Origin of the sequence: Mycolicibacterium wolinskyi (assembly GCF_002101965.1) — a bacterium.
Taxonomy (GTDB): domain Bacteria; phylum Actinomycetota; class Actinomycetes; order Mycobacteriales; family Mycobacteriaceae; genus Mycobacterium; species Mycobacterium wolinskyi.
In genome coordinates, this window is record NZ_LQQA01000010.1 from 59,721 (window position 1) to 73,980 (window position 14,260).

Consider the following 14,260-nt stretch of genomic DNA (forward strand, 5'->3'; position numbering starts at 1 on the left):
GGGTGGCTCCTTTGCCGGATATTCAATTGCTCGGGCGGCGCAGTACCGCGCCGCGTTGGACGGGACCGACGAGCGCGGCGTATTGGCCGAGCCAGCCGCGTTCTGGGTATTCGCCTGCTGCGCGCACCGGTTCGCCGATGCGCGCCGGGCTGCTGTCGATCCGGCGGCTGTCGAGGTCGATCGCGACGATGTCGCCGTCTTCGAGCCCGGCCAGCGGCCCGCCGTCGGCGGCCTCGGGCATAACCTGGCCGACCACCAGGCCGTGGTTGAGTCCGGAGAGTTCACCATCGGTGACCACGGCGACATGACCGCCGAGGCCCGCCCCGTTCAGCGCGGCGACGAAACTGGCCGCGAACACCGTGCCCGGCCCGCCGCGTGGCCCCATCCCGCGCAGGACGATGACGTCGCCTTTCTCGATGCGGCCGTCGCCCAGCGCGACGATGGCGTCGTCCTCGCCGATGAAAACCTTTGCCGGTCCGGAGAACTGGCGCCGCGTCGCCTTACCGACGCCGGCCACCTTGACGATCGAGCCGTCCGGGGCCAAAGAGCCGCGCAGGATGATCAGACCGGGCTCGTCGTTGACGGGATTGTCGAGCGTGCGCAGTACCTCGCCGTCGGCCTGCCGTGCGCGCTCGGCCCGCTGCGCGACGGTGCTGCCGTCGACCGTCAGTGCGTCGCCGTGCAGCCGGGGCAGCAGGGTACGCATGACGGTCTGGATACCGCCGATGCCGTCGAGGTCCCACACCTGGTGGTTGCCGTTGGGCCGGATCGCGGCGAGTTGCACGGCGTCCCCGCCATGCTTTTCGAAGAGGCCGACGACGTCGATGTCGAGATCGGCCTCGGCACAGATCGCGGCCAGGTGACGGATGCAGTTGACCGATCCGCCCAGCGCCAGCGCCACCTCGATCGCGTTCTCGACCGACTTCGCCGTGATGACCTGCCGCGCAGTCAGATTCTGTTCGACCATGCGCACGATGCGGTGCCCGGCCGCCGTGGCGTTGGTCAGCATCCGTTCCGAATTCGCCCGCACCGGAGCCGAACCCGCCACCGTCATGCCGAGCGCCTCGGCCAGGCAGTGCATGGTGTTGGCGGTGGCCAGGCCGGCGCACACGCCCGGCCCTTGGATCGCGCTGTCGGCGAGGTCGCCGAGTTCGTCGACGGTCATCGTGCCCGCGGCAAGTGCACCGACGGATTCGTAGACCGTGTCGATGTCGACCGAGCAGCCACTCCAGGTGCCGCCGCGCTGATAGCCGCCGATCACGATGATGGCGGGGAGGTCGAGGCGGGCCGCGGCCATGAGATGTGCGGGCGTGGTCTTGTCGCACGAGGACAGGAACACGATGCCGTCGAGCACCGCACCTTCGACGGCGGCCTCCACATCGTTGACGATCAGATCGCGCGTGGGCATCAGGTACCGCGCCTTGCGTCCGGCGCTCGTGACGAAATCGCTTGGCGCCGTGGTACGGATCTCGAACGGCAGCCCGCCGGCCTCCCGCACCGCGTCCGCTACCCGGACGGCGACGTCGTCGAGATGGGCGAAACACACCGACAGCTTCGACGACGTGTTGACGATCGCGATCTTGGGCTTCTGCTGATCCTGCCAGTCGATGCCCATGGCGCTCCACTGCGCACGCCGCACGGCCCAGCGCGTGCTGCCCGGCGTGAAGTTGCTCCGTAATTCGCCTGGTACCGAGGCGCGTTCGAAGTTGTCGGTCACTGGACTTCCTGCCTTTCCGGGGTCTGCAGCGCGCTGCCGTTGGCGATCATCCGGGCTTGGATGTCGCGCGGTGCGAGGTCGCGATATGCCGTGTCGCGGTCGAGCGACAACAGCGTGGCCACCGCGGCGGCGTGGCCGTATTCGAAGCACTGGGCGGTCACGCGCGCCGACGCCAGGGCCTGATGCTCGGCGCTCAGGCAGCGGCCCGCGACAATGATGTTCTCGCCACGTTCGGGCACGAGCGTGGCGTAAGGGACGTCGTAGTAGTCATCCAGAAGCCAATGCAGCTTGGGCTTTTCACCATCGTGCAGCTCGATCGGCCACGGCGACCGGCAGATGCTGTCGGGGCGTTTGACGCCGTTGACCACGTCGTCGTCGCTCAGCGTCGCTACGCCCTCGATTGTGCGGGTCTGGCGGATGCCGGCTTCCACACCGGTGTCGACGACGAAGGCCTGCGCGCAGCCCGGCACGGATTCGGCGAGGAAGCGGGCATACTCGCGGACCTGACGGCGTCCCTCGATCTCGGCGATCGTGAAATCCTCGGGGTCGATCACGTTGAGCATGCGTCCGTCCGGCGCGGTGAGCCGGGTCGCGTTCACCAGCAGCTCGCTGCGCCGCGTGGTGTCGAAGATCCAGATCTTGTTGCGCGGCAGATCCATGCCGGCTTGTCGCGCGTGGCCGATGGCGTCGGAAACCCATTGCGGTGAAATGGTGTTGGGACCCCAGGCGGCCCAGAATGCCGCGCAGTCGACGTTGCCGAGCCGGAAGAACATCGTCGGGTTCTGGATACGCCCGTCGGCGCCGAACCGGTATGCGCCTCCGCCGCGCGCCACCACGGCACCGTCGCCGGACGCGTCGATCACGCGTGCCGCGCGGATGATCCCGACCCCCGCGTTGGATGCGATGACCAGGCCGCGGTACGTGCCCTGTTCGGCCACCACGTCGATGACTTGGGTGTGGAACAGGATTCGGACGCCGGCGGACGTAAGCAGGTGATCGGCGGCCTCGCGCCAGACCAGCGGATCGTGTGCCGCGGTGAACGTCTTGCCGTAGGGCTGCGGCGCGGTCAGGCCGCCGCGCACCCGCAATTCGCCGGAAAAGCGTTCGGTGAAACCGTGGATGATCTGCTCCGGCCTCGCACCGTCATCGGAGGCCAGGTACATGCCACAGATGGTGCCCGACATGCCCGCGACCGCAGCGCCACCGGCGAACCCGTACTTCTCCACGACGACGACCGATGCGCCGGATTCGGCGGCGACCGTCGCCGCCGCGACACCGGCCGCCCCGGCGCCGACGACGGCGACGTCCACATCGGCCACAACCGGAAGCCGGTGCTCATCGATACCCGTCTCCAACCGCCATGCAACCGATATATTGGTCATATGTGGACCGTACATCTACGATCGCGATACTGTCTAGCCCACCGAAAGGGAGGACATGAGCGGGGAGCCGCAGAACAAGACCGATCAGGCGTTCATCGAGATCGAGCGGATGATCGTGCTCGGCGACATCGCGCCGGGCAGCCTGGTCTCGGAGAAGCAGCTGATGGAGCTGACCGGCTTTGGCCGGACACCGGTGCGCGAGGCACTGCAGCGACTGTCCCGCGAACGCCTCGTCGAAATCCACCCCAATCGCGGTGTGCTCGTCCCTGCGACCTCGATCGAAGCCCAACTGAAGCTGCTCGAGTTGCGGCGCACGCTCGAGCCGTTCGCCGTACGACTGGCCGCGTCGCGCGCAACCGATGCCCAACGCCGCACCGCCCGCGAACTCGCCGAAGACGTCATCAGCGGCAGTAAATCCGTCGGCGACTTCTCCGTTTTCCTGCGCAGTGCCCACGCGCTCGTGGTGGCCGCGACGCACAACGAGTTCGTCGACGCAGCGATGGCACCCCTCCAGGGGCTGTCACGCAGATTCTGGTTCGGCCATCTCGGCAACACAGCCGAAGACCTGGGCCGGGCCGCCAAGCTACACCACGACATCCTCTCCGCGATCGCCGACGGCCAGGCGGACACCGCCCACGCCGCGTCGATCGCGTTGAACGACTATCTATTCGAGTTCGCCTACGCAACCCTGCCCGGCCGGGGCTGAACTCCGGCGTAAATATCTTGCGGCGCACTGTCGAATCTCTGCGAAGCCACCGTCGAACGGCATAGGGTCCTACGGGCACAGGCTTTTCCGATCGAGCGAGGGGCTTCGACATGCCGAACGGTAAACCCAACATCCTGGTGATCTGGGGCGACGACATCGGGATCAGCAATCTCAGTTGCTACAGCGATGGCCTCATGGGCTACCGCACACCGAACATCGACCGCATCGCCAACGAAGGGATGCGGTTCACCGACTCCTACGGTGAGCAAAGCTGCACCGCAGGGCGCGCTGCTTTCATCAGCGGACAAAGCGTGTACCGCACCGGCATGAGCAAAGTGGGGATACCCGGTGCCGATATCGGTTGGGCCGCCGAGGATCCCACCATCGCCGAGCTACTCAAGCCACTTGGCTACGCGACGGGCCAGTTCGGCAAGAACCACTTCGGCGATCTCAACAAGTACCTGCCAACGGTCCACGGGTTCGACGAGTTCTTCGGCAACCTCTACCATCTCAACGCCGAGGAAGAGCCGGAAAGTTATGACTACCCGCACGAAGATCGTTACCCGCGACTCTACAAACTGGCCAAACCCCGCGGCGTGCTCAAATGCAAGGCCACCGATGAGGTGTCAACGGAACCCGACGACCCGAAATACGGCCCGGTCGGCAAACAGACCATCGAGGACACCGGGCCGCTGACCGCCAAGCGTATGGAGACCATCGACGACGACATCGCCGACGCCACGGTCGACTACATCAAACGCCAGCACGCCGAGGGCAATCCGTTCTTCGTGTGGTGCAACTTCACCCACATGCACCTCTACACCCACACCAAACCCGAGAGCCGTGGCCAAGCGGGGCTGTGGCAATCGCCCTACCACGACACGATGATCGACCACGACCGCAATGTGGGCACCGTGCTCGATGTGCTCGACGAACTCGGTATCGCCGAGGACACGATCGTCATCTACTCGACCGACAACGGCCCGCACCGCAACACGTGGCCGGATGCCGGTACGACACCATTCCGCAGCGAGAAGGATACGAACTGGGAAGGCGCCTTCCGTGTGCCAGAGCTGATCCGCTGGCCCGGCAAGATCCCCGCGGGCGTGGTTTCCAACGAGATCGTCCAGCACCACGATTGGTTGCCGACGCTGTTGGCCGCGGCCGGCGATCCCGATATCAGCGAAAAGCTGAAGAAGGGTTACAAGATCGGCGACACCGAGTACAAGGTGCACATCGACGGTTACAACTTGCTGCCCTACCTCACCGGTGAGGTCGAGGAGAGCCCGCGTCGCGGCTTCTTCTATTTCTCCGATGACGGGGATCTCGTCGCGATGCGGTTCGAGAACTGGAAGATTGTTTTCGCCGAACAGCGCTGCCAAGGGACGCTGCGGATCTGGGCCGAGCCGTTCACGCCGTTACGGGTCCCGAAGCTGTTCAACCTGCGCACCGACCCGTACGAGTACGCCGACATCACATCCAACACGTACTACGAGTGGCTGTTGCGGCACGACTATTTCGTCTTCTACGCGACCGCGATGGCGACGAAGTTCCTCGAAACGTTCGAGGAGTTCAAGCCGCGCCACGCTCCGGCAAGCTTCAGCATCGACCACGCGGTCGAGAAACTGCACGAGTTCCTCGCCAAGGATTGAGTACGGCCTTGGCCGGCCCGGTGAGTATTTTCGCCAGAGACGTCAGTTATCCGGCACTGGTCCAGTGCGAGCGCATAACGTTCGCACTGGACCTTTTGTTGAACATGAAAGTGAGGCTGCGAACACATGCCGAACGGAAAACCCAACATCCTGGTGATTTGGGGAGACGACATCGGAATCAGCAATCTCAGCTGCTACAGCATGGGTCTGATGGGTTATCAGACGCCCAACATCGACCGGCTCGCCAGAGAAGGCATGATCTTCACCGACTCCTACGGCGAGCAGAGTTGCACCGCGGGGCGCTCGTCGTTCATCACCGGCCAGAGCGTCTATCGCACCGGGCTCTCGAAGGTCGGCATGCCGGGTGTCGACGTCGGCATGTCACCCGACGACCCGACGATCGCCACGCTCCTCAAGCCGCTCGGTTACGCCACCGGCCAGTTCGGGAAGAACCACTTGGGCGACCTCAACAAGTACCTACCGACGGCCCACGGTTTCGATGAGTTCTTCGGCAATCTCTACCATCTCAATGCCGAAGAGGAACCCGAGCATCCCGACTACCCCACCGAGGAGGAGGCACCGCGCCTGCGCAAGAGGCTGCTGCCCCGCGGTGTCATCCGTTCGTGGGCCACGGAGGAGGCCTCGGACGAGGTCGACGAACGGTTCGGCCCACTGGGCAAGCAACGTGTCGAGGACACCGGGCCACTGACCAAGAAACGCATGGAGACGGTCGACGACGAGACCACCGAGGCGGCGATCGACTTCATCAAACGTCAGAACGAAGCGGGCACACCGTTCTTCGTGTGGATGAACACGACGCATATGCACTTCCGCACGCACACCAAACCGGAAAGCGTCGGGCAGGCCGGCCGCTGGCAGTCGCCCTACCACGACACGATGATCGATCACGATGGTCACGTAGGTCTCTTGCTCGATGCCCTCGATGAACTCGGCATCGCCGATGACACGATCGTCATCTACTCCACCGACAACGGCCCACACGCCAACACGTGGCCGGATGGCGCCACCACACCATTCCGCAGCGAGAAGAACACCAACTGGGAGGGCGCCTTCCGGGTACCCGAGATCATCCGCTGGCCGGGCAAGATCCCCGCCGGCGTGATCTCCAACGAGATTGTCCAGCACCACGACTGGCTTCCGACGTTCCTCGCAGCCGCGGGTGAGCCCGACATCGTCGAGAAACTCAAGCAGGGTCACACGATCGATGACAAGACCTATCACGTCCACATCGACGGCTATAACCTGTTGCCCTATTTGACCGGCGAGGTCGACAAGAGTCCCCGCCGCGGCCTGATCTACTTCTCCGACGACTGCGATGTGCTCGGGATCCGCATCGACAACTGGAAAGTCGTGTTCATGGAGCAGCGCTGCGAGGGCACACTGAAGGTCTGGTTCGAGCCGTTCACGCCGTTGCGCGCACCGAAGATCTTCAACCTACGCACCGATCCGTATGAGCGGGCCGACATCACATCCAACACTTACTGGGACTGGTTCTTCGACCACGACTACATCGCCTTCATGGCCAACGCCGTCGTCCTCGAATTCCTGGAGACCTTCAAGGAATTCCCGCCGCGGCGTGAACCGGCATCCTTCACGATCACCAACGCGGTCGAGAAGCTCAACGACTTCCTGCAATCGGTGGGCGGCTGATTCGCCGATGCTGCAGTCATGGAACGATGGCCCCACGAAGGCGGCGATCACCGACTTCGTGGGGCGCGTCACCACCGACGGTCCCGATTACGTCGCGCCCGAAGCACGCGTGGCGGTGTTCGACAACGACGGCACGCTGTGGGTCGAGAAGCCGGCCTACATCCAACTCGACTTCCTGGTACGCCGGCTGGCCGAGCAGGCGGCGGCCGACGCCGAACTCGCCACCCGTCAGCCCTATCGGGCAGCCGCCGCCGGTGATCTCGCCTGGTTCGGCGACGCCGTCACCAAGCACTACAACGGCGATGATTCCGCGCTCAAAATCCTTGCTGCCGGCATTCTTTCGGCATACGCCGGCCTGCCCGTCGAAGACCACGCCGAACGGGTCAAGGCGTTCTTCGCCGAAGCGAAGCATCCAACTCTCGGCCGCCCGTACACGCACTGCGGTTATCAGCCCATGATCGAACTGCTGCGCTATCTGGAGGACAACGGGTTCACCACCTACATCGCCTCGGGCGGCGGCCGTGACTTCATGCGCCCGGTCACGCCGCAGATGTACGGCATACCGCCTGAGCGGGTCATCGGCAGCTCGGTGGGCCTGGACTTCGTCGACGGTCACCTCAAAACGACTGCTACACCGGAGTTCATGGATGACGGCCCGATCAAGCCCGTGCGGATCTGGGGCCGGACCGGACGCAGACCGATCTTGGTCGTAGGCAACTCGAACGGTGACATCGAGATGCTGCAGTACGCCGCGGCGGGCGCGGGTCCGTCCCTGTCCATGCTGGTGCTCCACGACGACGCCGAACGCGAATTCGATTACACCGCAGGCGCGGAGAAGGCGCTGGCGCTGGCGAAGTCCGAGAGCTGGCCGGTGGTCAGCATCCGCAACGATTGGACCACGGTCTTTGCCTGAGTTCTCCGCAGACTCAACGCATGACGGCTGACGACCTGGTCTGGATCCCGGCACAAACCTCGGTGTTGGGGTCCGACGCGCACTACCCCGAAGAGGCGCCGGCCCGCGAGGTCGCGGTCGACGGGTTCTGGATCCAGCGCCATCAGGTCACCAACGCTGACTACGCCGAGTTCGTCGCGGCGACAGGCTATGTCACGGTCGCCGAACGCCCGGTAGACCCTGCCGACTTTCCCGGTGCCCCACCCGAAAATCTCGTGCCGGGCTCCATGGTGTTCCGGCGCACTGCGGGCCCGGTGGACCTGCGCCACATCAACCTGTGGTGGGCTTGGACACCGGGTGCGTGCTGGAATCACCCGCGTGGGCCGCGGTCCTCGCTTACGGATCGCGACGACCACCCGGTGGTGCACATCGCCTACGAGGACGCCGAGGCCTACGCACGCTGGGCGGGCTTGGAGCTTCCGACGGAAGCGGAGTGGGAAACCGCCGCGCGCGGCGGGCTGCCTGCCGCGGCATACACCTGGGGCGATGAACCCGAGCAGCCCGGGCAGCGGTTGGCCAACTACTGGCACGGCGAATTCCCGTACCTGCCCGAGACCGGCTACGGCACCACGAAGCCCGTTGGCAGTTTCGAGGCCAACGGCTATGGCCTGTTCGACATGGCGGGCAACGTATGGGAGTGGACCACCGATTTCTACACCGGGGACCATTCCGTCGAATCCTGCTGTGCGACAGATAGTTACGATCCCAATCAGCCGCAGTTCAAGATTGCCCGCCGAGTGATCAAAGGTGGATCGTTCCTGTGCGCCGACAGCTATTGCATGCGCTACCGGCCAGCTGCCCGGCGACCGCAGATGGTCGATACCGGCATGAGCCACATCGGTTTTCGCTGCGTCAAACGGCCGAGCTGAACGCCGGGGCCACGAACCGGCGCAGCATCTCCTGCTCGGCCGCTTCGTCGGCGCCGGGCCAGACGAGCAGCGACAGCACAAGCCGCACGATCCACGCGGCGGCCACCGGATCGTCCTCGGCCAGCCCGGTCAGCTCCGTCGCGAACCCCGCAGGCACTCGCGACTGACCGAGGCCGGCGATCGCACCTCCACCGCGCAGTGAGCCGAGCAGCAGATCGAACATCGGATCGCTGCGAATGCGGCGCAGCGCGACGGTGACCGCTGTGACGACGCGTCGCGACCCCGTCAGGCCGTCGACCTGACGCCGGACCTCGTCGACGATCTGCGCCGCGAGCCGGGAAAGTACTGCATCCCGGATCTGCGTCTTGCCGCCCGCGTGGCGGTACACCGTCGCCCGCGAGCAGTGCACCCGCGCCGCGATGGCGTCGATGTCAAGCGCATCCAGGCCCTCGCGGGCAGCCAGATCGGCCGCCGCCGAGTAGATGCGTTCGGCTGCCTCCGCCCGCCGATCGCCGACCAGCCAGTCCTCGCGGTGTGGAGACATGGAGTTGACGGTATCTCACGCTGAGACAAAATCGGTATGGATTCTCACGTACGGCGCTGGTCAGAACCATCGGCTGAGACGAGCCCGCGAAGCGGCGTCCACCGGGCCGTATCGACTTCGCCTGGCGGCGTTGACCTGCCCCGAACAGCTCGTCAACCTGGGCTTATGCTCCGTGCACACGACTTGTTCGCCCCGGCCCACCTCCAAGACCCATACCCCCTGTATGACCGGCTACGGGAAGACGCGCCAGTGCATCAGGTGGGCGATTCGCCGTTCTTCGTCGTGACGTCGTTCGACGCGGTGACCGAGGCGACCGCGCGGATGCAACACTTCTCGTCGAATCTCACCGCGACCATGTGGCATCAACCCGACAGCCCGGACGGCTCGGTGACCACGTTCACCATGGACGGCCCTGGCGGTCACACGCACGTGCTCGCCACTGCTGACGATCCGGCGCACGCCGCGCACCGCAAACTCGTGTTGCCCCGCCTGGCGGCCAAGCGCATACGTGATCTGGAGCCGTTCATCACCTCGACCACCGACAACCTGCTGACCGCCACCATCGGTGAACTCGACTGGATGACGACCATGGCCGATCGGCTGCCGATGCTCGTGGTCGCGCGGTTGCTGGGGTTGCCGGCAGCCGACGTCGACCGTTTGGTGGGTTGGGCGTACGGCGCCACGCAGCTCCTCGACGGACTCGTCGACGCCGACCAACTCACCGCGGCGGGTATTGCCGCCACCGAACTCGGCGGATACCTCGTCGAGCAGTTCGACCGCGCTAAGGCAGACCCAGGCGACAACCTGCTCGGGGACTTCGCCTTGTACTGCGCGTCGGAGAAGGTCGCGGCCGACAAGGCGGTGTTCATGCTGATCCAGCTGGTGAGTGCGGGCGCGGAGTCGACCGCGTCGTTGATCGGTAGTGCGGCACGGGAACTCGCGTCGCGGCCCGCTCTCGCGCAACAGCTGCGTGACGCGCCCGGCCTGATACCCGCGTTTCTGGAGGAGGTGCTGCGGCTCGAGTCGCCGTTCCGCGGGCATTACCGGCACGTCTCGGTCGATGCCGAGCTGGGAGGCGTTGCACTGCAGGCAGATTCACATCTACTACTGCTGTGGGGCGCGGCCAATCGCGACCCCGCCGCCTTCGACGATCCGCACGAGTTCCGGCTGGACCGCGTGAATGCCAAGAGTCACTTGGCGTTTGGAAAAGGCGCGCACTTCTGCGTCGGTGCCGGACTGGCCCGACTCAAAGCCCGCATCGTCATATCCCGGCTGCTGGCGCTCCGCACCGACATTCAACCGGCCGGGCCTGCCGAGTGGCTGCCCAGCCTGCTGGTGCGGCGGTTGCGTCGGCTACCGCTGACCGTGCGCTGAACTCAGGCCGGCTGCGCCTCGAGGACGATGCTGTCGTCGTCGACGAACACCAGGCCACCGTCGTCGACGTTGACGGCCCACCGCCGCGCCGGTCCGACGATACGCTCGCCGGCGATCTCGACCGCGGTTCCCGCGAGGTCGGCAAAATCCTCGACCACCGTGCCGTGCAATTCCTCATCGCTGCCCGGGTAGACGACCACGCGAGTATCCACGGCTATGCCACCGGCAACTTCACCAGACTCGTCACCGTTAACCCCCACGGTTACGTCTTCTGACATTTCGCACCTCCCCAATTGCTGACGCGTGCAACCGAGTACACCACATGCGCCCGCAATCGGCTCGTTTTCGTTGATTCCAACAGCCACACAATGCATAAGCCTCAGGCAAATTTCCAAATCGGAATATGAATGTGCGTCAGGCAAACTCGTCACAGCGGGGGGCGCCATGAGATTCGAGTCACACTCACCCCGTCGACGCCGCCATCGGCGAGTGCTTTTGAGGCAACACCAACACGATTCGCCCACTCCGCGCTGTAGCAGTACAAGCGAGCTATACCGATTGCTGAGAACTTCTGAGGCGAACCGATGGCCGATTCGGCACAGAATTCGACCGCCCGGACGGTGACACACACCACAGTGTCGTTGGCTAGTGTTGCAACACGTTCTAAACGAGGAGGGCAGTGAGTACGCCGAAGCCGGACGCCGTACTGGTCACCGGAGCTTTCGGGCTCGTCGGGTCGATGGTCGTCAAGACGCTCGCCGATGCCGGCCGACGCGTCGTCGCTACCGACCTCGATGTGCCCGCCAACCGCAAGGCCGCCGCCGAGCTACCGGCCGGCGTCGAAATGCGGTGGGCCGATCTGACCGACGCGGCCGCGGTCGACGCATTGGTCGCCGCGGTCTCCCCCGCCGCGATCATCCACCTGGCGGCGATCATCCCGCCGTTCTGTTACATGCGCCGCGGGCTGGCCCGCAAGGTCAACGTCGATGCCACCGCCTCGCTGCTGCGCGCCGCCGCGGCCCAGCCCGAACCGCCCCGCTTCGTCCAGGCGTCCAGCGTGGCGGTCTACGGCGCCCGCAACCCGCATCGCATCAGCGACGTGCTGACGCCCGACACCCCGGTCAACCCGGCGGACATCTACGGCGCACACAAGGTCGAGGCCGAGGGGCTGGTCCGGACATCCGAGCTCGATTGGCTGATCCTGCGGCTCGGCGGCGTGATGAGTTCGCAGTTCAGCGTCGACATGGACGTCGACCTCATCTCGTTCGAGAGCGTGCTGCCCGCCGACGGGCGGCTGCAGACGGTCGACGTGCGCGACGTCGCAGCCGCATTCATGGCCGCGACCACCGTCGAGACGACCCGCGAGGTGCTGCTGATCGGCGGCGACTCTGCGACGCACCGACACACGCAGTCCGTGGTCGGGTCGCAGGCGGCCGCCGCGATGGGAATCAGCGGCGGGCTTCCGATCGGCAGGTCCGGCAACCCGGACGACGACGCCGCGTGGTTCGCCACGGATTGGATGGACACGAGCCGCTCGCAGGAAGTGCTCAGATTCCAGCGCCACACCTGGCCGCAACTGCTGGCCGACACCAGGGCCAACGCGGGATGGAAGCGCTACCCGATCGGCCTGGCCGCACCGCTGATCCGCGCGTTCCTGCGGTCGAAGTCGGCCTACAAGGACTACCCCGGCGAGTACGCCGACGTGTGGAACGCCATCGACAAGAAGTGGGGCGACCACCGCCCGGACGGGGGCCCGGCATGAGCACACAGCGCGTCGCGGTGGTCATCGGCGCGGCGTCCGGAATCGGCTGGGCCAGCGCGCAGGCACTCGCAGCCGACGGCTGCCGCGTCGTCGTGGCCGACCGCAACACCGAGGGCGCGGCCGAACGGGCTGTCGAACTCGGCACACCCCACTCGAGCAACTACGTCGACGTCACCGACGAGAACTCGGTGCAGCGGCTGTTCACCGAGGTAGGCGCCGTCGATGTCGTGGTGAACTGCGCGGGGTTCAGCAATGTCGGGCTCATCACCGACATGCCGGCCGACCAGTTCCGCGCGGTCATCGACGTATGCCTCACCGGTGGTTTCATCGTGGCCAAGCACGCCGGTGCCCATCTGTCCGAAGGCGGTGTGCTGGTATCGATTTCGTCCCTCAACGGGCGCCAGCCCGCGGCCGGCATGAGCGCCTACTGCGCCGCGAAGGCCGGGCTGTCGATGCTGACACAGGTGGCTGCCCTGGAGATGGGGCCGCGGGGCATCCGCGTCAACGCGATCGCGCCGGGTTTCGTGCACACGCCGCTGACCGAGCCTGCCGCGATGGTGCCCGGTGTCGTCGAGGAGTACGTCGAGAACACCGCGCTGGGCCGCGCCGGCACCCCCGAGGACATCGCCGCCGCGGTGGTGTTCGTCTGCTCACCGCAGGCGTCGTGGATGACCGGCGAGGTGCTCGACCTCAATGGCGGCGCCCACCTCAAGCGCTACCCAGACGTGCTCGGACACGTCATGAAGCTGGCCCAGTGAACCCCTTCGCCGGCAAGCAGGCGATCGTCACCGGCGCCGGGTCCGGTATCGGCGCGGCGCTGTGCCGCGCACTCTCCGGCGCGGGCGCACAGGTGCTGTGCACCGATATCGACGGGGAGGCCGCCGCCCGGACCGGCGACGCCCTCGGCGCGCGATCCGCTCGCCTCGATGTCACCGACGCGGCAGCCGTGCAGGCCGCCGTCGACGATGTGGTCGAGCGCGCCGGCCGGCTCGACCTGATGTTCAACAACGCGGGCATCGTGTGGGGCGGCGACACCGAGTTGCTGACGCTCGAGCAGTGGAACGCGATCATCGACGTCAACGTGCGCGGCGTCGTACACGGTGTCGCGGCGGCCTATCCCGTCATGATCCGCCAGGGCCACGGCCACATCGTCAACACCGCATCGATGGCAGGCCTGGCGGCGGCGGGCCAGCTGACGAGCTATGTGATGACCAAACACGCCGTCGTCGGGCTGTCGTTGGCGTTGCGCTCGGAAGCCGCCGCCCACGGCGTCGGCGTGTTGGCGGTGTGCCCGGCCGCGGTCGAGACACCGATCCTCGACAAGGGCGCGATCGGCGGCTTCGTGGGCCGTGACTACTTCCTGCAGGGCCAGGGCGTCAAGACGGCCTACGACGCCGACCGGCTGGCCGCGGACACGCTCCGCGCGATCGATCGCAACAAGGCGATCCTCGTCAAACCCCGTCGCGCACACGCGTCATGGGTGTTCGCGCGGCTGGCCCCCGGCCTCATGCAGCGGCTGTCGATGCGGTTCGTCGCGTCACAGCGGGCCGCGCAGGCCCGCGTCTAACTCGGCCACATTCCCCTCTCGTTCCCACTGTCACGCCAGAGTGACGCTGAATGCCGAGTGTCAC

At 66.0% G+C, this 14,260-nt stretch carries 13 protein-coding genes; 9 read left to right on the top strand and 4 right to left on the bottom strand.

Annotated elements, in window-relative coordinates:
• Positions 1-22: 22 nt before the first annotated feature.
• Positions 23-1,717, bottom strand: coding sequence for a dihydroxy-acid dehydratase (ilvD, locus tag AWC31_RS09040; protein ID WP_085143960.1), 1,695 nt, complete (start codon positions 1,715-1,717; stop codon positions 23-25).
• The gene (locus tag AWC31_RS09045; protein ID WP_234816779.1) at positions 1,714-3,099 is read right to left on the bottom strand and encodes an FAD-dependent oxidoreductase; all 1,386 of its coding nucleotides are present in this window, start codon (positions 3,097-3,099) and stop codon (positions 1,714-1,716) included. Before AWC31_RS09045 ends, ilvD begins: the two co-directional genes overlap by 4 nt.
• Positions 3,100-3,154: 55 nt before the next feature.
• Here AWC31_RS09045 and AWC31_RS09050 point away from each other — a divergent pair, with 55 nt between their 5' ends.
• The 5 genes from AWC31_RS09050 to AWC31_RS09070 all read left to right on the top strand — a co-directional run bounded on the left by AWC31_RS09050 (position 3,155) and on the right by AWC31_RS09070 (position 8,949).
• Positions 3,155-3,805 (top strand): GntR family transcriptional regulator, encoded by a 651-nt coding sequence (locus tag AWC31_RS09050; RefSeq protein WP_085143964.1) that lies wholly within the window; start codon positions 3,155-3,157, stop codon positions 3,803-3,805.
• A 110-nt stretch (positions 3,806-3,915) separates the two neighbouring features.
• Complete coding sequence (locus tag AWC31_RS09055) at positions 3,916-5,457, top strand: arylsulfatase (protein WP_085143965.1); 1,542 nt, start codon at positions 3,916-3,918, stop codon at positions 5,455-5,457.
• A gap of 126 nt (positions 5,458-5,583) precedes the next feature.
• Positions 5,584-7,128 (top strand): arylsulfatase, encoded by a 1,545-nt coding sequence (locus AWC31_RS09060; RefSeq protein ID WP_085143967.1) that lies wholly within the window; start codon positions 5,584-5,586, stop codon positions 7,126-7,128.
• A 7-nt stretch (positions 7,129-7,135) separates the two neighbouring features.
• The gene (locus tag AWC31_RS09065; RefSeq protein ID WP_085143968.1) at positions 7,136-8,041 is read left to right on the top strand and encodes an HAD family hydrolase; all 906 of its coding nucleotides are present in this window, start codon (positions 7,136-7,138) and stop codon (positions 8,039-8,041) included.
• Positions 8,042-8,061: 20 nt separating this feature from the next.
• Positions 8,062-8,949, top strand: coding sequence for a formylglycine-generating enzyme family protein (locus AWC31_RS09070; RefSeq protein ID WP_085143970.1), 888 nt, complete (start codon positions 8,062-8,064; stop codon positions 8,947-8,949).
• On the opposite strand, the gene AWC31_RS09075 is transcribed toward AWC31_RS09070, so the two are convergent.
• Positions 8,933-9,493: a TetR/AcrR family transcriptional regulator gene (locus tag AWC31_RS09075; RefSeq protein WP_067844727.1), complete on the bottom strand. Its 561-nt coding sequence runs from the start codon at positions 9,491-9,493 to the stop codon at positions 8,933-8,935. The genes AWC31_RS09070 and AWC31_RS09075 overlap by 17 nt on opposite strands.
• A 165-nt stretch (positions 9,494-9,658) precedes the next feature.
• On the opposite strand from AWC31_RS09075, the gene AWC31_RS09080 reads away from it, so the two are divergent.
• Positions 9,659-10,867, top strand: a complete 1,209-nt coding sequence (locus AWC31_RS09080; protein ID WP_085143971.1) for a cytochrome P450 — start codon at positions 9,659-9,661, stop codon at positions 10,865-10,867.
• Positions 10,868-10,869: 2 nt separating this feature from the next.
• Here AWC31_RS09080 and AWC31_RS09085 read toward each other — a convergent pair whose 3' ends face one another.
• Positions 10,870-11,145, bottom strand: a complete 276-nt coding sequence (locus tag AWC31_RS09085; RefSeq protein WP_234790742.1) for a hypothetical protein — start codon at positions 11,143-11,145, stop codon at positions 10,870-10,872.
• A 401-nt stretch (positions 11,146-11,546) separates the two neighbouring features.
• On the opposite strand from AWC31_RS09085, the gene AWC31_RS09090 reads away from it, so the two are divergent.
• Genes AWC31_RS09090 through AWC31_RS09100 form a run of 3 tightly spaced genes read left to right on the top strand, consistent with a single transcriptional unit; the run spans position 11,547 to position 14,196 of the window.
• Complete coding sequence (locus tag AWC31_RS09090; RefSeq protein WP_264051974.1) at positions 11,547-12,629, top strand: cholesterol dehydrogenase/isomerase; 1,083 nt, start codon at positions 11,547-11,549, stop codon at positions 12,627-12,629.
• The gene (locus tag AWC31_RS09095) at positions 12,626-13,387 is read left to right on the top strand and encodes an SDR family NAD(P)-dependent oxidoreductase (protein WP_085144294.1); all 762 of its coding nucleotides are present in this window, start codon (positions 12,626-12,628) and stop codon (positions 13,385-13,387) included. Before AWC31_RS09090 ends, AWC31_RS09095 begins: the two co-directional genes overlap by 4 nt.
• Positions 13,384-14,196, top strand: a complete 813-nt coding sequence (locus tag AWC31_RS09100) for an SDR family NAD(P)-dependent oxidoreductase (protein WP_085143975.1) — start codon at positions 13,384-13,386, stop codon at positions 14,194-14,196. The genes AWC31_RS09095 and AWC31_RS09100 overlap by 4 nt, the downstream gene beginning before the upstream one ends.
• The last annotated feature ends 64 nt before the right edge of the window (positions 14,197-14,260 follow it).

Bases quoted from the DNA above. Each gene is read 5' to 3' on its own strand.
- AWC31_RS09055 (WP_085143965.1), top strand. From the start codon at position 3,916: ATGCCGAACGGTAAACCCAACATCCTGGTGATCTGGGGCGACGACATC.
- AWC31_RS09070 (WP_085143970.1), top strand. From the start codon at position 8,062: ATGACGGCTGACGACCTGGTCTGGATCCCGGCACAAACCTCGGTGTTG.
- AWC31_RS09050 (WP_085143964.1), top strand. From the start codon at position 3,155: ATGAGCGGGGAGCCGCAGAACAAGACCGATCAGGCGTTCATCGAGATC.
- AWC31_RS09045 (WP_234816779.1), bottom strand. From the start codon at position 3,099: ATGACCAATATATCGGTTGCATGGCGGTTGGAGACGGGTATCGATGAG.
- AWC31_RS09060 (WP_085143967.1), top strand. From the start codon at position 5,584: ATGCCGAACGGAAAACCCAACATCCTGGTGATTTGGGGAGACGACATC.
- AWC31_RS09095 (WP_085144294.1), top strand. From the start codon at position 12,626: ATGAGCACACAGCGCGTCGCGGTGGTCATCGGCGCGGCGTCCGGAATC.
- AWC31_RS09075 (WP_067844727.1), bottom strand. From the start codon at position 9,493: ATGTCTCCACACCGCGAGGACTGGCTGGTCGGCGATCGGCGGGCGGAG.
- AWC31_RS09085 (WP_234790742.1), bottom strand. From the start codon at position 11,145: ATGTCAGAAGACGTAACCGTGGGGGTTAACGGTGACGAGTCTGGTGAA.
- AWC31_RS09080 (WP_085143971.1), top strand. From the start codon at position 9,659: ATGCTCCGTGCACACGACTTGTTCGCCCCGGCCCACCTCCAAGACCCA.
- AWC31_RS09065 (WP_085143968.1), top strand. From the start codon at position 7,136: ATGCTGCAGTCATGGAACGATGGCCCCACGAAGGCGGCGATCACCGAC.